This window comes from Rhodococcus sp. T7 (genome assembly GCF_009872365.1).
In the GTDB taxonomy this organism is placed as follows: domain Bacteria; phylum Actinomycetota; class Actinomycetes; order Mycobacteriales; family Mycobacteriaceae; genus Rhodococcus_F.
On sequence record NZ_WXYH01000046.1, the window covers coordinates 1 to 17,842 of the forward strand.

Consider the following 17,842-nt stretch of genomic DNA (forward strand, 5'->3'; position numbering starts at 1 on the left):
CACCGAGCGCGGCGAACGTCGTGTCGGGGGTATTCGTGTCAGACAAGTGGTCAGGCCTTTCGAGCACAGGGTTGTGCCCGGAGGGCCGATACGGAAGGTCTCCGTCGGAGCTCGAGCACAGGTTGGCGGCGTTGCCGGTCGGCAAGCTTCTTCGCCGTAAGAAGAGCGGATGCGGTGGTGCACATCCAACAGGATTCGGGTGACCGAACTGAATGCGTTCTACGACGCTGGATGACCGTCGTGGTCATCTAGTGATGGCGAGTCTACCTGGTGACGGCCGGCCGGTCCGACCGAGGAGTCACAGACCGACCCATTCGGAGGCCCCGTCGGCGAATTTCTGCCGCTTCCAGATGGGTACCTCGTGCTTGATGCGCTCCACCAGTTCGGCGCACGTGGTGAACGCCTCGGTGCGGTGGGGAGCGGCGACCGCGGCGACCACCGCGAGGTCGCCGACGGTGAGGGATCCGACCCGGTGGATTGCCGCGACGGGGAGTCCGGACGAGGCCGCGACCTCCTCGCAGACGGTGCGCAGGAAGCGTTCGGCGTCCGGGTGCGACTGGTATTCGAGTGCCGAGACCGATTGTCCGCCATCGTGATTGCGGACAACGCCGGTGAACACGACGACGGCGCCGTGTTCGGGCCCGGCCACGGCCGCGTCGACGACGGCGGGATCGAGCGGCTGATCCGAGATCTGGGCGAGAATGTCAGGCATCGTGCATACCTCCACCTGCGACCTGAGCGAGAAGATGATCGACGATGGGGTCGAGGACGGACAATCCGTCCTTGACCCCGCCCGGCGAGCCGGGGAGATTCACGACGACTGTGCCGTTCGCCACACCGGCGAGTCCGCGGCTCAGCGAGGCGTGCGGGGTCACCTCCGTGCCGCGGTTCCGGATGGCGTCGGCCACGCCGGGCAGTTCGCGGTCGAGCACCGCGCGGGTGGCCTCCGGGGTCGCGTCCGTGGGGGAGACCCCGGTGCCGCCGGTGCTGATGATCAGTGCCGGGTTCCCGGACAGGGCGTCGGCGAGTCCGGCCGCGACGTCCGCGTCCGCGTAGACCAGCGGACCCCTCGTGGTGAAGCCACGTTCCTCGAGCCACGCGGCGATCACCGGGCCGGTCGTGTCTTCCCGAGTGCCCTTCGCCCCGCCGGTCGAGGCGACCAGGACGGCCGCGGATCGCGCTGTCACCGTAGGGGTTTCGGTGCTCTGCTGTTCGCGCGTCCAGTGTCCGCGTTTGCCGCCGTCCTTAGTGAGCAGCCGCACACCGTCCAGTGTCGCGGCGGGGTCGACGGCTTTCACCATGTCGTGCAACGTCAATCCGGCCACCGCCACTGCGGTGAGGGCCTCCATCTCGACGCCGGTCGGGCCCTTCGTCTTCGCGGTGGCCTCGATCGTGATCGCATTCTCGGTGAACCCGAACTCCACCTTCACCGACGACAGCGCGAGCTGATGGCAGAGCGGAATCAGCTCGGACGTCTTCTTCGCCCCGGAGATCCCGGCGATCCGGGCCGTCGCGAGAACGTCGGCCTTGGGCAGGTCGTCGGCCCGGACCAGTTCGATCACCGCGGGGGTGGTGACCAATTGCCCGGCGGCCACCGCGGTCCGGGTCGTGTCCGCTTTCGCGCTCACGTCGACCATGCGCGCGCGGCCCTCGCTGTCGAGGTGCGTCAGGTCGCTCATAGGGGGATCACCTTCACGAGTTGGCCGGCGTCGAGCGCGGTGACGTCGGCGGGAACGTCGAGGAGGACGTCCGCCCACGCCATCGCGGCGACGAGATGGGAGCCGGGGCCGGACACGAGTTCGACTCCGGCTTCGGTGCGGCGTGCCCGGAGGAACTGCCGCTTGCCGGGAATGGAGGTGACGGCCGCGGCGAGCGGCAGTTCCTCGGGTTCGGTCGGGGGGAGCCCGGCCGCGCGCCGGATCTCGGGACGCGCGAACACCTCGAACGAGATGAGGGTGCTGACCGGGTTCCCCGGAAAATTGAGGACGGGCGTGCCGTCCACGACGGCGGTGCCCTGCGGGCCGCCCGGTTGCATCGCGACGTGCCCGAAGTGCGCGCCCAGCGGTGACAGCGTCTCCTTGACCACCTCGAAGTCGCCCATCGACACCCCGCCGGACGTGAGGACGAGGTCGGCGGTGGTGGTCGCCTCCGCGAGCAGGGTCCGGAACTCGGCCGGGTCGTCGCCGCTGCGCGCGATCGACACGACCTCGGCGCCGTTGGCCCTGGCGCTCGACGCGAGGGCGATTCCGTTGGAGTCGTAGATCTCTCCGGGGTGCAGCGTCGTTCCGGCGTCGACCAGTTCGGCTCCCGTGGTGATCACGGCGATGCGCGGGCGCGGGCGCACGGGGACGCGCTGCAGACCGACGGCTGCGAGGACGGCGATGTGCCGGGCGGCGAGGACACTGCCCGCGGGGAGCAGGAGCATGCCCTCCCGGACGTCGCTGCCGCGCTCGCGCACGAACTCGCCGGCGCTGCGCGAGCGTTCGATGCGGACCTGTCCGTCCGCGGCCTCGGTGTCCTCGACCGGGACGATCGCGTCGGCGCCGTCGGGGATCGGGGCACCGGTCATGATCCGGTAGGCGGTCCCGGGAGTGTGGACGGTGGTGCCCGCCGGTCCCGCGGCGATCACACCCCGCACGGGCAGCACCGCCGGGATCGACGCGACGGACGCGGCGTCGACCGCGTATCCGTCCATCTGCGAATTCCGGAACAACGGCAGGTCGACGGGGGAGCGGACGTCGGCGGCGAGGGCGCGCCCGAGTGCCTCGCCGAGCGGGATCTCCTCGGCCGGGCGCCCGTGCAGCGGCGCGAGGAGTTCGGCGACGTGCTGGGCGTGCTGCTCCACAGAGCGTGCGGTCACGATATTCCTCCGGCCATGGTCACCAATCCTAGGCACCTCCCGGCGGAGTGACTCGCACCGCGTCGGACAACGCTCACCCCCGCGCGGCATACTGGACAGATGCAGGGAAAGGCAACTCGATGACGACGGTGGAGATGGGGATCCCGACCATTCGGTCGTCGGTCTCGCTCGACGGCAGACCGGATGTCGACCAGCTGGTCGACCGGTTCGGTCGCGTCGCGCGGGATCTGCGGGTCTCGATCACCGAGAAGTGTTCGCTGCGCTGCACGTACTGCATGCCCGAGGAGGGCCTGCCCGCCATTCCTGCGCAGAATCTCCTCACCGCGGGCGAGATCGTGAGGCTCGTCGACATCGCCGTCCACCGGCTCGGTGTGCGCGAGGTCCGGTTCACCGGGGGCGAACCGCTGATGCGGGTGGATCTCGAGCAGATGATCGCCGGATGTGCCGAGCGGGTACCGGGGATTCCGCTCGCGATGACCACGAACGCGGTCGGTCTCGAACACCGCGCGGCCGGGCTCGCCCGGGCCGGACTGACACGGGTCAACGTCTCCCTCGATTCGGTCGATCGCCAGCACTTCGCGAGACTGACCAGACGTGACCGTCTGCCGTCGGTGATGGCCGGTATCCGTGCCGCCGCCCGCGCCGGACTGGCACCGATGAAAATCAATGCGGTGCTGATGCCCGACACGCTCAGCGGAGCGGCCGATCTCCTGGAATGGTGCCTGAGCGAGGGCGTCACGCTGCGGTTCATCGAGGAGATGCCGCTCGACGCCGATCACGAATGGGCACGCGACAACATGGTCACCGCCGACCGGTTACTGGCCGTCCTCGGCGAGCGGTTCACGCTCACCGAACACGGGAGGGAAGACCCGTCGGCGCCTGCCGAGGAGTGGCTCGTCGACGGCGGACCGGCCACGGTCGGAATCATCGCGTCCGTCACCCGGTCGTTCTGCTCCGACTGCGACCGCACCCGCCTCACCGCCGAGGGAACGGTACGTTCGTGCCTGTTCAGCGACCAGGAGATCGACCTGCGGGCGGCACTGCGGTCGGGTGCGGGCGACGAGGATCTGGCGCAATTGTGGCGCGGCGCGATGTGGAACAAGTGGGCAGGCCACGGAATCAACGCGGACGGCTTCGCTCCGCCGCAACGCAGTATGGGAGCAATCGGTGGTTGACGTGACAGGCATTTCGGTTCGGTACTTCGCGGCCGCTGCCGACGCAGCGGGCTGCACCAAGGAGACCCTCGACCTCCCGGCCACCGCGGACCTCGGCCAGGTGAAGGACCTTCTCCTCGCCAAGTACGGTCCTGGCATGCAACAGGTGCTGTCGGTCTCCGCGTTCCTGGTGGACTCCGAGTTGACCCGCGATCTGACCCGCACCGCCGGGGCGCAGGTGGACGTGCTGCCGCCGTTCGCCGGCGGCTAGCCCGCCGCCCGCCGATCGGTTCAGTGGACGGACTCGGCCAGCCACCGGTCGAAGGTGATCGTTCCGAACCGGTTGTCCGGCACCAGGTTCGATCCGTTCCGCAGGAACTGCCCCAGCGCGCCGGGAAGCGGAACGTTCACGACGAAGCCGTGCGTCTTGGTGGCCTTCTTCCACGCCGCCGTCAGATCGCGGGCGGTGCGCACCTCCGGGCCACCGATGGTGACCAGCCCCTCCGGCGACGATTCGGTGGCCAGGGCGGCGTCGACCAGGGCGGTCGCCACGTCCCTCGTGTCGATGGTCTGAAAGCTCGTCTTCGAGAAGGCCGGGATCAGCCCCACCCGGCTCGCCGGCTTTGCGACCATGGGAATGAAGTCGTGGAACTGGGTCGCCCGCACGATCGTCGTCTCGATCGCGGCGCTCTCGTAGACCCGCTCCTGGGTCCGCTTCGCCTGGTAGTAGGCGAATTCGGCCAGGTCGACGTTGACGATGGAGAGGAGGACGGCGCGTCCGACTCCCGCGCCGTCCGCGGTGGCGAGCAGGTTCTCGGAACCCTTCTCGAGCACCGCCCGGGTGCCCTTGGTCTTGCCGTCGGTGGTGTCGACCACCACGTCGACACCGGCGAGGGCCTCGGCGAGGCCCTCGCCGGTGACGAGATCACCGTGGAAATGCGCGATCTCGCTACCCGGCGCCCCGCCGTGCCGGGTCAGGACCCGGACGGAGTGACCGCGGGCGAGGAACTCCTTGACCACCTGCCGGCCTGCAGTACCGGTACCGCCCGCGACCAGCGCCTGGACCACCGGGTCACCGCCACCACGTGTCGAGCGGGGTTACCGGGACCGTGCGCTTGTGACGGGTATTCAGGAACATCGCCTCGAGCTTCTCGGCGACGGCGTCCGGGACGTCCTTGCCCTCGAGGTAGTCGTCGATCTGCGCGTACGTCAGGCCCAGCGCCTCCTCGTCGGGAAGAGCGGGACGGTCGTCCTCGAGGTCGGCGGTGGGAACCTTCTTCCATGTGCTCTCGGGTGCGCCGAGTTCGCGGAGCAGCGCGGCGCCCTGACGCTTCGACAACCCCGTCAGAGGAGTGACGTCCACGCCGCCGTCGCCGAACTTGGTGAAGAAACCGGTGATCGCCTCGGCGGCATGGTCGGTGCCGACGACGAGATACCCGAGCTGACCGGCGATCGAATACTGGATCACCATGCGCTCGCGGGCCTTGATGTTGCCGCGGACGAAGTCGCGGAGTTCGCCGCCGTCGCCGATGATGTCGCGCAGCGCCTCGGACGACTCCTTCGCGGTCGCGTCCGCGCCGGGCTTCACGTTGACGACCACCGACCGGTCGGGCCCGATGAAGTCGAGGGAGACCTGCGCGTCGGATTCGTCGGCCTGGGCGCCGTAGGGCAGCCGCACGGCGACGAACTCGGCGTCGTGACCCTCCTCGCGCAACTCGCTCGCCGCGAGCTGGGCGAGGCGTCCGGCGAGGGTGCTGTCCTGACCGCCACTGATACCCAGGACGAACCCCTTGGCCGGGGTCGACAGCAGGTAGTCCTTCAGGAACTGAACACGTTTGCGGATCTCGTCGCCCGCGTCGATGGTGGGCCGGGCACCGAGTTCCTCGAGGATCTGCGCACGTAGATTCGCCATGCCAGAACTCTAGCGAGTGCCCTCGAGGAGCGCAGGGTACGGTTCCGCGCATGAGTAGATCGGACGTTCTGGTGGTCAGTGCGACCAAGGCGGAGGCGGTGCACGTCCCGTCCGAGTTCGAGGTCCTCATCACCGGGATCGGCAAGGTGAGCGCCGCCGTGGCCGTGGCGTCGGCGCTGGCCGACTACCCGCGAACCGCCAAACCGCTCGTCGTCAACATCGGCACCGCGGGCGCGCTGCACGAACATCACAGCGGGCTGTTCACGCCGTCGACGGTCCTGAACCACGACATCAGCGGCGACGCCATCCGGGCGCTCGGGCACGAGGTGGCCGATCTCCTCGCCCTGCCCGACGGCGACGGTTCCGTGCTCGCGACCGGGGATCTGTTCGTGTCCGACGTCGGCGTGCGCGACGAACTCGCCCGCCGGGCCGACCTCGTCGACATGGAGGGGTTCGCCGTCGCCTACGCCAGTGCCCGCGGCGGCGCCCGGTGCCGGCTCGTCAAGCACGTCAGCGACACCGCCGACGACTCGGCACTGGACTGGCCCGCCCGGATCGATGCGAGCGCCCGCGAACTCGGGTGCTGGCTGGCGGCGCTCTAACTCGCCCGCAGTTCCAGTCCGGTCCCGGCACCGTTGACCAGGCGCAGCGTGTCCGAGCGGACGGTGTAGCCCGTCTCCCCGGTCAGCGCCGCGAGGACCGCGCTTTCCACCTCGGACTCGTCCGGGGGACACGCCATCCGGGTGGTGGTCCACGACCCGAACGTGATCGAACTCGGCCGCACGTCCGCGGTCCCGGTCATCCGGTTGCATCCGGTGAAACCGGACGCCGAACCGTCGCCTGCGATCAGCAACTGCGGTGCCGTCCGCTCCAGCGCCGCTGTCGTGGTGACCGCGTCCGGACTGATCAGCGCGGTCACCGTCCACGTGGTTCCGACGACGGGCAGGTCCGGCCGGACGACCTTCTCGTCCGTCAGCGTCACCGAAGCGGTGGGGGTGGTGAGGGTGAGCGTGTCGCCGCCGAGGGTCCAGTCCGGTTGCGCGTCCAGCAGGGCCGCCGCCCAGGCGTCGGCGCCTGCCGCCTCGCCGGGGCACGCCATCAGCGTCATGGCGAGCGGTCCCGTCACGATTCTTCCGTCGGACAGGTCGACGTCGGCGCTGCCCTGATTGCATCCGGCGTCGACGGACAGTCGCCCGGGGTCGGTGAACCCGAGCACGAGTGGCCCGCCGCCGGGAATGGGATCGCCCTCGACGGAGGTGGAGACGAACGTGCGGCCGGTCGGGTCCTGGGCCTCGGTCTGCGCATCGCCGCCGCAGGCGGTGAGCGAGGCGAACGTCAGGAGGCCGAGAACGGCAGCGGTGGTGCGCATTCCCCGAGGTTAGACAAGATGTCCGGATCCGGGATCAACATCGGGTGACACGCCGGATCAGGTCCTCCCAGGCGTCCCCGAGCCGTTCGACGGACATCCCGAGGTCGCGCAGTTCGTGCAGTACGAGCGTGGCCTCCAGGGGTGCGAGCAGCGAACAGGCGAGCAGTTCGTGGTCGCCCTGCACGCCTGCCGCGCGGAGGAGGTACACGACATGGCTCACGGACACTGCCCGCGCGGGGGCGGCGAAGCGGAACTCGAGCGAGTTCTCGGCCGCGCGCAGGACCTCGCCCTGTACTTCGACGATCGCGAGACGGGCGTGCCCGAAAGCGATCAGCCGGTCGATCGGGTCGGCGCCCGGCCCGAGGGGCGGCGGACCGAACATGAAGGACTGCTGGAGTTCTCGCTCGGTGTGGTCGAGGAGTGCGTGCATGAGGCCCGACCGGCTGCCGAACCGGCGAAACACTGTGCCCTTGCCCACACCGGCCCTGCAGGCGACGGCGTCCATCGTGACGGCGTCGACGCCGCGTTCGGCGACCAGCAGCGCGGCCGCATCGAGGAGTAGGCGCCGGTTACGTGCGGCGTCTCCGCGTTCGGGGGTGTCGACCCCGATCTGGGGCAGGAGGGGGCTGGTCACACTCCGCATCCTACCGTGCCGGGAACATAAGTGGACCGCGGTCCGTTTAGTTGCTATACATGTTCACGAGTCGCCCTACGCACCATCGAAGGAATATTGACATGTCACAGACCAACGTCCTCGTTCTCGTCGGCAGCCTCCGCGCCGCCTCGGTCAACCGTCAGCTCGCCGAGACCGCGGTCGCCGTGGCACCCGAGGGTGCCGAGGTGATCGTGTTCGGCGGACTCGGTGAGGTCCCCTTCTACAACGAGGACATCGACGTCGCCGGCTCCATCCCCGCCGTCGAGGCCCTGCGTGACGCCGCAGGCCGCGCCGACGCGCTCCTGCTGCTCACCCCCGAGTACAACGGCACCATCCCGGCCGTCCTCAAGAACGCCATCGACTGGATCTCCCGGCCGTACGGCACCGGCGCCGTCAAGGACAAGCCCGTCGCCGTCATCAGCGCCTCGCCCAGCGGCAACGGCGCGCAGTGGGCGCACGAGGACACCCGCAAGGCCGTCCGCATCGCAGGCGGCAAGGTCCTCGAGGACGTCACCCTCGCCATCGGCGGCACCATCGACAAGTTCGGAGACCGGCACCCGCGCGAGAACGCCGAGGTCGCGCAGCAGGTCGCGGGCGTCGTCGCCAGCCTGGTCGACGCCACGAAGGAACTCGTCGACGCCTGACGATCCGCGCGCGGAACGCCGTCGCCGCTACAGTCCGGTCCGATCCAGGGCTGCGTCGACGGCGTCCCGCACCGCGTCGAAGTCTTCACCGGCCGCCAGGGCAGAGTCCCTGGCGGCTTCTATCTGTTCGCGCACCGTTTCGTACCGCGCGACCCACTCCTCCTTGTTGTCGCGCCAGTAGCCGATGACGTCGTAGCGGTCCGCGGGCCGGCCGAGGTCGTGGCGCAACCAGCGCCGCACCACCCGAGACACCTTCGCCTCGCCCGCGAACCACACGTATCCCGGCGAATCCGGGAGCGGCAGGTCGCGGGCGTGCTCGGCCAGGAGGCTTTCCCCGGCGCCGTTGCCGCTTCCGTCCAGCCACGTCACGGTCAGCGCCGCGTCGGTCGCGAACTGCTGCCGGTCCGCCGGGGTGGTGACCTCCGCGATCACGTGCACCCGCGCCGATCCGGGTAGTTCCTCCAGGATTCGCCCGACGGCGGGCAATGCCGTCATATCGGCGACGAGGAGTTGCCATTCGGCGTCCGCGGGTGGCGCGTACCACCCCGAGGCGGTGGAGAATCCGAGCATCTCGCCCGGGCGCGCGCTCGCGGCCCAGTGCGCCGCGGTCCCGCCCGCGTGGACGGCGAAGTCGATGTCCATCTCCAGGGCGTCCGGGTCCCAGCGGCGCACGGTGTAACTGCGCTTCTCCGCGCCGTCCGGCGGGAACGCGAGGAGCAGGCGCTCGTCGGGCGTCCCACTGGACTCGAATCGACTCAGATCCCCGCCCTCGAGGGTGATCCTCTGCATGTTCGGCGTCACTCGCCTCGTGCGCGCTACGGGCGCCGACCAGCCGGGGTCGCCCAGGGAGTCGTCGGACATGCGCTCAACGTACCGGGCGGGGGAGTCGGGGCCTGCAGTTACCGGCCGGCAAGCGTGGGGGCGGTCGGGTGCGGTACCCGGTGCGGCCCCGCCGCGGCAGGCACGGGAGCGGGGGTGCCGGGTGCTGCCGGGGACGGGTCCCGGAAGGCGCCGGCATCGCCCGCCGGAGCGGTGTCCGGCCGGTCCGCACGGGGCTCTCCCGGAGGCCGCGCCGCCGATGCGGGCGTGTCTTCGGAGGTGGCGTAGGCTCCCGGAGCCTCCAGTGCACGAGCGCGAATTCGGGGGTGTCCCGCGTCACGCCGAAAATGTGATGTGCGACACGCCGGAGCGAGCACGAAATTTATGGTCCGCGAGATGACGACCAGGGAATTTCATCAATGTGACTCACAACATCTCGGGTTAAGTGTTTCTGTCGGCTACTAGGTGTAGTGTCTTGAGCACTGAGAGACCACAACGAGAACCGACTCGGTGAGCATCTCCATCGGGGGTCACCGCCATCTCGATCAGGGGAAGTCTCAGTGCGCTGAACACACACTTCGTCAGCTCCATTCGGCAGTGGAAAGAGGGACTTCATGAGCATCACCGTCTACACCAAGCCCGCTTGCGTTCAGTGCAATGCCACCTACCGGGCCCTCGACAAGGCGGGTATCGAATACTCCGTCGTCGACATCACCGAAGTCCCCGAAGCCCGGGACTACGTCATGGCACTGGGATACCTGCAGGCGCCCGTGATCGTGGCCGGTGACGAGCACTGGTCGGGCTTCCGCCCCGACCGCATCAAGACCCTCTCGGCAAACGCTGCTTGAAGCGAGGCGATCGCACCGCCCGAGGCGGAGGACGAGCCGATTCCCGGACGGAAGTAAACGGTAGTACTAGTCCAGATGGTGGAAACCGATGACATCGCTGGTGTACTTCTCCAGCGCCTCGGAGAACACGCACCGATTCGTCCAGCGGCTCGGGCTGCCTGCGACGCGCATACCCATTCATGACCGCGAGGGCACCTTCGAGGTGCACGAACCCTATGTGCTGATCCTTCCGACCTACGGCGGGGGGACGACGGCCATGGGCCGCGACACCAGCTACGTCCCGAAGCCGGTCATCCGATTTCTCAACAACACACACAACAGGTCGCTGATCCGAGCAGTGATCGCGGCGGGAAACACCAATTTCGGTGAATCCTATTGCTTTGCAGGAAATATCATTTCTCAGAAATGCCACGTTCCCTACCTCTACCGCTTCGAACTCATGGGCACAGCCGAGGACGTCGAGCGGGTAAGGGCCGGTCTGGGTGAATTCTGGGATCACTTAGACGACGAGGAGCACGAGAAGTGGCGCCGACCATCACAGACACCATCGACGCGGGGAGCATAGAGCGCGACGCGCGCGGTGGAGACTCGACGAACGGTCTCGATTACCACGCGCTCAACGCGATGCTCAACCTGTACGGGCCGAACGGCGAGATCCAGTTCGACAAGGACCGCGAGGCTGCGAACCAGTACTTCCTCCAGCACGTCAACCAGAACACCGTCTTCTTCCACAACCAGGACGAGAAGCTGGACTACCTGGTCAAGGAGAACTACTACGAGCGTGAGGTCCTCGACCAGTACACCCGCAACTTCGTCAAGACGCTGATCGACCACGCCTACTCGAAGAAGTTCCGTTTTCCGACGTTCCTGGGCGCGTTCAAGTACTACACCTCGTACACGCTCAAGACGTTTGACGGCAAGCGGTACCTGGAGCGTTTCGAGGACCGTGTCTGCATGGTCGCCCTGACGCTGGCTGCGGGCGACGAGGACCTGGCGACCAAGCTCGTCGACGAGATCATCGCCGGCCGCTTCCAGCCGGCCACCCCGACGTTCCTCAACTCGGGCAAGAAGCAGCGCGGCGAGCCCGTGTCCTGCTTCCTGCTGCGCATCGAGGACAATATGGAGTCCATCGGCCGCTCCATCAACTCCGCACTGCAGCTGTCCAAGCGCGGCGGCGGAGTTGCGTTGCTGCTCAGCAACGTTCGCGAGCACGGCGCCCCGATCAAGAAGATCGAGAACCAGAGCTCCGGGGTCATCCCGATCATGAAGTTGCTCGAGGACTCGTTCTCGTACGCCAATCAGCTGGGCGCGCGCCAGGGCGCGGGCGCGGTGTACCTGCACGCGCACCACCCGGACATCTACCGCTTCCTCGACACCAAGCGCGAGAACGCGGACGAGAAGATCCGCATCAAGACGCTGTCTCTCGGCGTTGTCATCCCGGACATCACGTTCGAGCTGGCGAAGAAGAACGAGGACATGTACCTCTTCTCGCCGTACGACGTGGAGCGCATCTACGGCAAGCCGTTCGCGGACATCAACGTCACCGAGAAGTACTACGAGATGGTCGACGACAAGCGCATCCGCAAGTCGAAGATCAAGGCGCGCGAGTTCTTCCAGACCGTCGCCGAGCTGCAGTTCGAGTCCGGTTACCCGTACATCATGTACGAGGACACGGTGAACCGCGCCAACCCGATCGCGGGCAAGGTCACCCACTCGAACCTGTGCTCGGAGATCCTGCAGGTCTCCACGCCGTCGACGTTCAACGACGACCTGTCCTACAGCCATATCGGCAAGGACATCTCCTGCAACCTCGGTTCGCTGAACATCGCGAAGACCATGGACTCGCCGGACTTCGCACGCACCATCGAGACGTCGATCCGCGCGCTGACCGCCGTCGCCGATCAAACCTCCATCGACTCCGTCCCGTCGATCCGGAAGGCGAACGACGAGGGTCACGCCATCGGTCTCGGGCAGATGAACCTGCACGGATACCTGGCGCGCGAGCGGATCCACTACGGCTCCGACGAGGGCATCGATTTCACGAACATCTACTTCTACACCGTGCTGTTCCACGCGATCCGGGCGTCCAACGAGATCGCCAAGGAACGCGGCACGTACTTTGCGGGCTTCCCGGAGTCCAAGTACGCGTCCGGAGAGTTCTTCGACAAGTACACCGACCGGGTGTGGGAGCCGGAGACCGAGCGGGTGCGTCAGCTGTTCGCCGATGCGGGCCTGCACATCCCGACCCAGGACGACTGGCGTGAGCTGAAGGCGTCCGTGCAGAAGCACGGCATCTACAACCAGAACCTGCAGGCGGTGCCGCCGACCGGATCGATCTCCTACATCAACAACTCCACCAGCTCCATCCACCCGGTGGCGTCGAAGATCGAGATCCGCAAGGAAGGCAAGATCGGCCGCGTCTACTACCCGGCGCCCTACCTGACCAACGACAACCTGGAGTACTACCAGGATGCCTACGAGATCGGGTACGAGAAGATCATCGACACCTATGCCGCCGCGACGCAGCACGTCGATCAGGGGCTGTCGCTGACGCTGTTCTTCAAGGACACCGCCACCACCCGCGACATCAACAAGGCGCAGATCTACGCGTGGCGCAAGGGCATCAAGACGCTGTACTACATCCGGCTGCGTCAGCTCGCGTTGGAGGGGACTGAGGTCGAAAACTGCGTCTCCTGCATGCTGTAGTGCGGCTCCGCCGCCCGTGAGTACTTCTCAACCGCCGGCGGTTAAGAAGTACTCACAGCCGAACGAAGTGAGGAATCAATGGTCAAGCTGGTGAGTCGCGTATCCGCGATCAACTGGAACCGCGTCCAGGACGAGAAGGACGCCGAGGTGTGGGACCGTCTCGTCGGCAACTTCTGGCTGCCCGAAAAGGTGCCGGTGTCCAACGACATCCCGTCGTGGGGGACGCTCACGGCGCAGGAGAAGCAGCTCACGATGCGGGTGTTCACGGGGCTGACGCTCCTCGACACCATTCAGGGCACCGTGGGCGCCGTCAGCCTCATCCCCGACGCCATCACCCCGCACGAAGAGGCGGTGTACACCAACATCGCGTTCATGGAGTCGGTGCACGCGAAGAGCTACAGCTCGATCTTCTCGACGCTGTGCTCCACCCGCGACATCGACGACGCCTTCCGCTGGTCCGAGGAAAACCCGAACCTGCAGCGCAAGGCCGAGATCGTCATGGACTACTACCAGGGCGACGAGCCGCTCAAGCGCAAGGTGGCGTCCACCCTGCTCGAGAGCTTCCTGTTCTACTCCGGTTTCTACCTGCCGATGTACTGGTCGTCGCGGGCGAAGCTCACCAACACCGCCGACCTCATCCGCCTCATCATCCGTGACGAGGCCGTGCACGGGTACTACATCGGCTACAAGTACCAGAAGGGTCTCGAGCAGCTCACCGAGGCCGAGCGCGACGACCTCAAGAACTACACGTTCGAGTTGCTCTTCGAGCTCTACGACAACGAGGTCGACTACACCCAGGACCTCTACGACGAGGTGGGCCTCACCGAGGACGTCAAGAAGTTCCTGCGGTACAACGCCAACAAGGCGCTGATGAACCTCGGCTACGAGGGCCTGTTCCCGAAGGACGAGACCGACGTCAACCCGGCGATCCTGTCGGCGCTCTCACCCAACGCCGACGAGAACCACGACTTCTTCTCCGGCTCGGGCAGCTCCTACGTCATCGGCAAGGCCGTCAACACCGAAGACGAAGACTGGGATTTCTAGAACGAACTTTTCGCGTCGCCCGATGTTCCACCGGTCCAGTTCTGCTGCATTGGTGCGACATCGGGCGAAGTGCGTTCAGCGGCGGAACCACGCCTCGGGGACGTCCTGCAATGCCTTGTCGAGGCGCAGCCGCGACGACGGCGTGAGGTCGTCCGGCAGCGAGTCGGGGGAGAACCACGCCACGTCGTGATTCTCGTCGTCCGACACGGCGGCCTCCCCGCCGACGTACCGGGCGAGGAAGCACACGTCGAGATACTGGGCGACGTCGCCGTTGGGGTAGGTGACCGGGTCGGTGACGTCGACGCTCGTGATCCGGACCAGTTCGGCGTCCACGCCGGTTTCCTCACGGATCTCCCGGAGCGCGGCCGGTCCGGGTTCCTCCCCGGGTTCGAGGATGCCGGACACGACCGCCCACTTGCCGTTGTCGACGCGCCGGGTCAGCAGCACCCGCCCGTCGTCGTCACGCACCACGACGCTCACCCCGGACAGCCACAGCGGTGCGGTGCCGACGTGGCCGCGCAGGGCGGTGACGAACTCGGGGACGGGCATCGAGCCTCCTAGGGCATGTCTAGCCGACGTAGCCGTTCAGCGTGTTCCTGAGGTCGGTGAGCATCGCGCGCGCGGCGACGACGCCGTTTCCGCCCCACACGTCACCCTCGACGGCGAAGACCCGTTTGTCGCCGGCGGCCCCGAGGTCTTCCCAGGCCTCCCCGGACATGACGTCCTCCGCGTGGGCGGTGCCGTCCTTGCCGTCCAGGACGGCGTAGATGAGGTCGCCCTCGGCCTGGTCGATGTCGGCTTCGGAGATCGGTTCGGTGACGACGCCGTCGAGGTTCTGATAGGCGGGCCGCCGCACCCCGGCGTCGGTGAGGACCTGGCCCGCGAACGTCGCCGGACCCTCGACCTCCATGCTGTCGGCGTCGAAACGGACGACGGACGCCTGCGTCTGCGCGGCATCGATGTCGATGCCGAGTTGCTGCGCGTCCTGCTGGTACTGCTCGAGTGCCGCCGTCGCCGCGTCGGCCCGGCCCAGCGCGTTGCCCGCGAGGAGGAACTGCGCCTTCCAGTACACGGGGTCGGAGCCGACGAACACGGTGGGCGCGATCGGGGAGAGCGCGCCGTACAGCTGGTCGGACGCCGGACTCGATCCGAGGATCAGGTCCGGGTCCGCCTGCGCGATTCTGTTCACGTCCGGGGCGTCGACGGATCCGACGCTCGGGATCTCGGAGACGCCGGTGCCGAGGTAGCCGGGCTGCGGCGAATCGCCGTCGAGGGTTGCCGCGCCGACCACGTTCTCCCACAGGCCGAGGGCGCACACGGCGTCCAGCGCGGCACTGTCGAGGACCACGATCCGCCGAGGGTCGGACGGGACGTCGCTCTCACCTTTCGTGTGGACCACCCGGTGCGTCGAGCCGGCCGCGAGTGCAGCGTCGACCGGGGCCGGCTCGGCGCAGGCCGTCGTGGTGTCCCGCTCGATGCCGACCACGCCGGCTCCGGCGATCTGCGTGGTGGTCCGGACGATGGACGCTGCGGGATCGTCGTCGGACGGTTGAGAGCAGCCGGCCAGTGCGAGCGCAGCGACGGCAGCGACCAGACCGGTGGACGCGCGGCGGGCGGAAAACCTACGAGGGGACAATTCGGCGACTTCCTGTGTGTGCGGGCGCGTTCAGGTTAGCCGCTGTGCTTGTCCACCCCGAACGTGTCCGACAGGTCGTCGAGGATCAGATGCGCGCCCTGGACGCTGACCGGCGACATCCAGCGGGCGTCGTCGACGTCGACCTTGCGTCCCTTGAGCGTCTGCCACAGCGGGCTCTCCAGGAACGGCTTCGCCGCTTCGGCGCTCTTGCCTGCCGGGTCCTGCCAGGTGCTGACGAAGATGACGTCGGCCTCCGCCTCGCTGATCAGCTCGGTGCTGACGGCCTGCATGATGTTGTCCGGATCGGCCGGATCGGGGCCCTGGCTCTGCGGACGTGCCAGCCCGGCGTCCGAGAGGACGATCCCGCTGAACGAGGTGGTGCGGTAGAGGCGTGCCGTCGGCTCGCCCGCGAACCGGACGACCGAGATCGCCGGATTCGACGCCGTCTCGTTGACCTCCGCACCGACGGCGGCGGCCCGCTCCTCGTAGGCGCCGATCTTCTGCTCCGCGAGGTCCTCCTTGCCGAGTGCCTTGCCGACGAGCCGGATGTTGTCCTTCCACGTGGGCCCGGTCGTCTCGGTGAAAATGGTCGGCGCGATCGCCGACAGTTGCTCGTAGTTCTTTCCGTCGCGCACCTCGGCGGAGATGATCAGGTCGGGTTGCAGTGCGGCGATCTGCTCGAGGCTCGCGTTGCTGACCTTGCCCACCGACTTCGCGTCCGCCGCGAACTCGTCGCGTGTGGTGCCGAGGTAGTCGGGGAGGCCGGGCTCGCGGTAGTCGACGTACCCGACCAGGGGCGCCTCGAGGAGGAGGACGGCGTCGGTGAAGCTGTTGTCGAGGGCCACGATGCGCTGCGGTGCGGCCGGGATCTCGGTGCTGCCGCGGAAGTGATCCACGGTGCGGGGGAACTGCCCGGTCGACGATGGGGTGCCGGAGGCGGCGGCGGAGTGGTCGTTGCCGGCGCAGGACGTGATCGAGAAGGTGGCTGCCGCGGCCAGCGCGACCGCGCCGGCGACGATCCGGCGGCGGGAGAGAACGTTCACATGGAGCTCCTGATGGAAGTTAGGTGAGCGAAACCTTAGCAGCACGGTTTCGGTGTGCCGGAGCCTCGGCGGGACCGTGTCACGCAGCCCCGCGCGACACGCGGGACTGCGTGACAGTGAGCACTCCCCGGCGCTGCCCGCTGGCACAAACCGCAGGTCGCCCGCGCCCCGGTTTGCTCTGAGTCGGGGTAAGTACGACAGTGGGTAGGACCCAGTCGGAGGCCGCAGAGGGCACGGTCTACGATTCGATGAGCGCAAGCCAGAGACCGTTCGCCTCGCAGCCCGGGGTCGGACGCGCATTCAGGAGGATCAGTGACTGCCGTAGCGCCCCAGCCAGTCCCCGCGATAGCTGCAGCCAGGCCTTACCCGCCGCGGCAGGGACCCAAGGGCTCGTTCATCTTCAAAATGATTACGACCACCGACCCCAAGGTGCTCGGAATCATGTACTTGACGACCTCGATCGCGTTCTTCCTCATCGGTGGTCTCATGGCCCTGATGATGCGCGCCGAGCTCGCTGTGCCCGGTATGCAGTTCTTGTCGAACGAGCAGTTCAACCAGCTGTTCACCATGCACGGCACGATCATGCTGCTGCTGTACGCGACGCCGATCGTGTTCGGGTTCGCCAACTACATCCTGCCGCTGCAGATCGGCGCCCCCGACGTGGCGTTCCCGCGACTCAACGCGTTCAGCTACTGGCTGTACGTGTTCGGCGCGATCATCACGACCGCGGGCTTCATCACCCCCGGTGGTGCCGCCGACTTCGGCTGGACCGCCTACACGCCCCTGACGAGTGCACTGCACTCCCCGGGCGTCGGCGCCGACCTCTGGGTCATGGGCCTCGCGGTCGCCGGCCTCGGCACCATCCTCGGTGGTGTCAACATGATCACCACCGTCATCTGCCTGCGTGCCCCCGGCATGACCATGTTCCGGATGCCGATCTTCACGTGGAACATCTTCATCACCAGCATTCTGATTCTGCTGGCGTTCCCGCTGCTGACCGCTGCGTTCATGGGTCTGTTCGTCGACCGTCACCTCGGTGGTCACATCTTCGACCCGGCCACCGGCGGTGTGCTGCTGTGGCAGCACCTGTTCTGGTTCTTCGGTCACCCCGAGGTGTACATCATCGCGCTGCCGTTCTTCGGCATCGTCTCG

At 67.5% G+C, this 17,842-nt stretch carries 20 protein-coding genes; 9 read left to right on the top strand and 11 right to left on the bottom strand.

What is annotated here, in order from left to right:
* Positions 1-298: 298 nt before the first annotated feature.
* Genes MLGJGCBP_RS07015 through MLGJGCBP_RS07025 form a run of 3 tightly spaced genes read right to left on the bottom strand, consistent with a single transcriptional unit; the run spans position 299 to position 2,860 of the window.
* Positions 299-712: a molybdenum cofactor biosynthesis protein MoaE gene (locus tag MLGJGCBP_RS07015; protein ID WP_160094573.1), complete on the bottom strand. Its 414-nt coding sequence runs from the start codon at positions 710-712 to the stop codon at positions 299-301.
* Positions 705-1,679: a bifunctional molybdenum cofactor biosynthesis protein MoaC/MoaB gene (gene moaCB / locus MLGJGCBP_RS07020; protein WP_160094574.1), complete on the bottom strand. Its 975-nt coding sequence runs from the start codon at positions 1,677-1,679 to the stop codon at positions 705-707. Before moaCB ends, MLGJGCBP_RS07015 begins: the two co-directional genes overlap by 8 nt.
* On the bottom strand, positions 1,676-2,860 hold the full coding sequence (locus tag MLGJGCBP_RS07025) for a molybdopterin molybdotransferase MoeA (RefSeq protein WP_160094575.1): 1,185 nt from the start codon (positions 2,858-2,860) through the stop codon (positions 1,676-1,678). The genes moaCB and MLGJGCBP_RS07025 overlap by 4 nt, the downstream gene beginning before the upstream one ends.
* Positions 2,861-2,979: 119 nt before the next feature.
* On the opposite strand from MLGJGCBP_RS07025, the gene moaA reads away from it, so the two are divergent.
* Both moaA and MLGJGCBP_RS07035 read left to right on the top strand, forming a co-directional pair.
* Positions 2,980-4,035, top strand: coding sequence for a GTP 3',8-cyclase MoaA (gene moaA, locus MLGJGCBP_RS07030; RefSeq protein WP_160094576.1), 1,056 nt, complete (start codon positions 2,980-2,982; stop codon positions 4,033-4,035).
* Positions 4,028-4,285, top strand: a complete 258-nt coding sequence (locus MLGJGCBP_RS07035; RefSeq protein WP_087556623.1) for a MoaD/ThiS family protein — start codon at positions 4,028-4,030, stop codon at positions 4,283-4,285. Before moaA ends, MLGJGCBP_RS07035 begins: the two co-directional genes overlap by 8 nt.
* A gap of 20 nt (positions 4,286-4,305) precedes the next feature.
* Here the strand turns inward: MLGJGCBP_RS07035 and MLGJGCBP_RS07040 are convergent, their stop codons facing one another.
* Both MLGJGCBP_RS07040 and nadE read right to left on the bottom strand, forming a co-directional pair.
* Positions 4,306-5,082, bottom strand: a complete 777-nt coding sequence (locus MLGJGCBP_RS07040; RefSeq protein ID WP_160094577.1) for an SDR family oxidoreductase — start codon at positions 5,080-5,082, stop codon at positions 4,306-4,308.
* A 4-nt stretch (positions 5,083-5,086) separates the two neighbouring features.
* Complete coding sequence (nadE, locus tag MLGJGCBP_RS07045) at positions 5,087-5,926, bottom strand: ammonia-dependent NAD(+) synthetase (RefSeq protein ID WP_160094578.1); 840 nt, start codon at positions 5,924-5,926, stop codon at positions 5,087-5,089.
* Between the two features lie 50 nt (positions 5,927-5,976).
* Here nadE and MLGJGCBP_RS07050 point away from each other — a divergent pair, with 50 nt between their 5' ends.
* Entirely contained in the window at positions 5,977-6,528 is a 552-nt protein-coding gene (locus tag MLGJGCBP_RS07050; RefSeq protein ID WP_160094579.1) for a nucleosidase, read from the top strand.
* On the opposite strand, the gene MLGJGCBP_RS07055 is transcribed toward MLGJGCBP_RS07050, so the two are convergent.
* On the bottom strand, positions 6,525-7,295 hold the full coding sequence (locus MLGJGCBP_RS07055) for an META domain-containing protein (protein ID WP_160094580.1): 771 nt from the start codon (positions 7,293-7,295) through the stop codon (positions 6,525-6,527). The genes MLGJGCBP_RS07050 and MLGJGCBP_RS07055 overlap by 4 nt on opposite strands.
* 34 nt (positions 7,296-7,329) lie before the next feature.
* On the bottom strand, positions 7,330-7,929 hold the full coding sequence (locus tag MLGJGCBP_RS07060) for a TetR/AcrR family transcriptional regulator (protein WP_160094581.1): 600 nt from the start codon (positions 7,927-7,929) through the stop codon (positions 7,330-7,332).
* 101 nt (positions 7,930-8,030) lie between these two features.
* Here MLGJGCBP_RS07060 and MLGJGCBP_RS07065 point away from each other — a divergent pair, with 101 nt between their 5' ends.
* The gene (locus MLGJGCBP_RS07065) at positions 8,031-8,594 is read left to right on the top strand and encodes an NAD(P)H-dependent oxidoreductase (protein WP_160094582.1); all 564 of its coding nucleotides are present in this window, start codon (positions 8,031-8,033) and stop codon (positions 8,592-8,594) included.
* A 27-nt stretch (positions 8,595-8,621) separates the two neighbouring features.
* On the opposite strand, the gene MLGJGCBP_RS07070 is transcribed toward MLGJGCBP_RS07065, so the two are convergent.
* On the bottom strand, positions 8,622-9,455 hold the full coding sequence (locus MLGJGCBP_RS07070; protein WP_160094583.1) for a siderophore-interacting protein: 834 nt from the start codon (positions 9,453-9,455) through the stop codon (positions 8,622-8,624).
* 572 nt (positions 9,456-10,027) lie between these two features.
* Between MLGJGCBP_RS07070 and MLGJGCBP_RS07075 the strand changes: the two genes are divergently transcribed.
* The 4 genes from MLGJGCBP_RS07075 to nrdF all read left to right on the top strand — a co-directional run bounded on the left by MLGJGCBP_RS07075 (position 10,028) and on the right by nrdF (position 14,011).
* Positions 10,028-10,261, top strand: a complete 234-nt coding sequence (locus MLGJGCBP_RS07075; RefSeq protein ID WP_160094584.1) for a redoxin NrdH — start codon at positions 10,028-10,030, stop codon at positions 10,259-10,261.
* A gap of 88 nt (positions 10,262-10,349) precedes the next feature.
* On the top strand, positions 10,350-10,826 hold the full coding sequence (gene nrdI, locus MLGJGCBP_RS07080; RefSeq protein WP_072937712.1) for a class Ib ribonucleoside-diphosphate reductase assembly flavoprotein NrdI: 477 nt from the start codon (positions 10,350-10,352) through the stop codon (positions 10,824-10,826).
* Complete coding sequence (nrdE, locus tag MLGJGCBP_RS07085) at positions 10,784-12,967, top strand: class 1b ribonucleotide-diphosphate reductase subunit alpha (protein WP_442972081.1); 2,184 nt, start codon at positions 10,784-10,786, stop codon at positions 12,965-12,967. Before nrdI ends, nrdE begins: the two co-directional genes overlap by 43 nt.
* Before the next feature lie 78 nt (positions 12,968-13,045).
* Positions 13,046-14,011 (top strand): class 1b ribonucleoside-diphosphate reductase subunit beta, encoded by a 966-nt coding sequence (gene nrdF / locus MLGJGCBP_RS07090; protein ID WP_015890191.1) that lies wholly within the window; start codon positions 13,046-13,048, stop codon positions 14,009-14,011.
* A 75-nt stretch (positions 14,012-14,086) separates the two neighbouring features.
* On the opposite strand, the gene MLGJGCBP_RS07095 is transcribed toward nrdF, so the two are convergent.
* The 3 genes from MLGJGCBP_RS07095 to MLGJGCBP_RS07105 are packed head-to-tail and all read right to left on the bottom strand — an operon-like array spanning position 14,087 to position 16,690.
* Positions 14,087-14,560: an NUDIX hydrolase gene (locus tag MLGJGCBP_RS07095; RefSeq protein WP_087556612.1), complete on the bottom strand. Its 474-nt coding sequence runs from the start codon at positions 14,558-14,560 to the stop codon at positions 14,087-14,089.
* A gap of 19 nt (positions 14,561-14,579) precedes the next feature.
* Positions 14,580-15,647, bottom strand: a complete 1,068-nt coding sequence (locus MLGJGCBP_RS07100) for an iron-siderophore ABC transporter substrate-binding protein (RefSeq protein ID WP_160094585.1) — start codon at positions 15,645-15,647, stop codon at positions 14,580-14,582.
* A 35-nt stretch (positions 15,648-15,682) separates the two neighbouring features.
* Positions 15,683-16,690, bottom strand: a complete 1,008-nt coding sequence (locus tag MLGJGCBP_RS07105; RefSeq protein ID WP_160094586.1) for an ABC transporter substrate-binding protein — start codon at positions 16,688-16,690, stop codon at positions 15,683-15,685.
* Between the two features lie 312 nt (positions 16,691-17,002).
* On the opposite strand from MLGJGCBP_RS07105, the gene MLGJGCBP_RS07110 reads away from it, so the two are divergent.
* Positions 17,003-17,842: cbb3-type cytochrome c oxidase subunit I (locus MLGJGCBP_RS07110; protein ID WP_201452984.1), on the top strand; the 840-nt coding region annotated here is incomplete at its 3' end.

Excerpts from the sequence above, each read along its gene's own strand:
- MLGJGCBP_RS07015 (WP_160094573.1), bottom strand. The coding sequence starts at position 712 with ATGCCTGACATTCTCGCCCAGATCTCGGATCAGCCGCTCGATCCCGCC.
- moaCB (WP_160094574.1), bottom strand. The coding sequence starts at position 1,679 with ATGAGCGACCTGACGCACCTCGACAGCGAGGGCCGCGCGCGCATGGTC.
- moaA (WP_160094576.1), top strand. The coding sequence starts at position 2,980 with ATGACGACGGTGGAGATGGGGATCCCGACCATTCGGTCGTCGGTCTCG.
- nadE (WP_160094578.1), bottom strand. The coding sequence starts at position 5,926 with ATGGCGAATCTACGTGCGCAGATCCTCGAGGAACTCGGTGCCCGGCCC.
- MLGJGCBP_RS07050 (WP_160094579.1), top strand. The coding sequence starts at position 5,977 with ATGAGTAGATCGGACGTTCTGGTGGTCAGTGCGACCAAGGCGGAGGCG.
- MLGJGCBP_RS07055 (WP_160094580.1), bottom strand. The coding sequence starts at position 7,295 with ATGCGCACCACCGCTGCCGTTCTCGGCCTCCTGACGTTCGCCTCGCTC.
- MLGJGCBP_RS07065 (WP_160094582.1), top strand. The coding sequence starts at position 8,031 with ATGTCACAGACCAACGTCCTCGTTCTCGTCGGCAGCCTCCGCGCCGCC.
- MLGJGCBP_RS07070 (WP_160094583.1), bottom strand. The coding sequence starts at position 9,455 with ATGTCCGACGACTCCCTGGGCGACCCCGGCTGGTCGGCGCCCGTAGCG.
- MLGJGCBP_RS07075 (WP_160094584.1), top strand. The coding sequence starts at position 10,028 with ATGAGCATCACCGTCTACACCAAGCCCGCTTGCGTTCAGTGCAATGCC.
- nrdI (WP_072937712.1), top strand. The coding sequence starts at position 10,350 with ATGACATCGCTGGTGTACTTCTCCAGCGCCTCGGAGAACACGCACCGA.
- nrdF (WP_015890191.1), top strand. The coding sequence starts at position 13,046 with ATGGTCAAGCTGGTGAGTCGCGTATCCGCGATCAACTGGAACCGCGTC.
- MLGJGCBP_RS07095 (WP_087556612.1), bottom strand. The coding sequence starts at position 14,560 with ATGCCCGTCCCCGAGTTCGTCACCGCCCTGCGCGGCCACGTCGGCACC.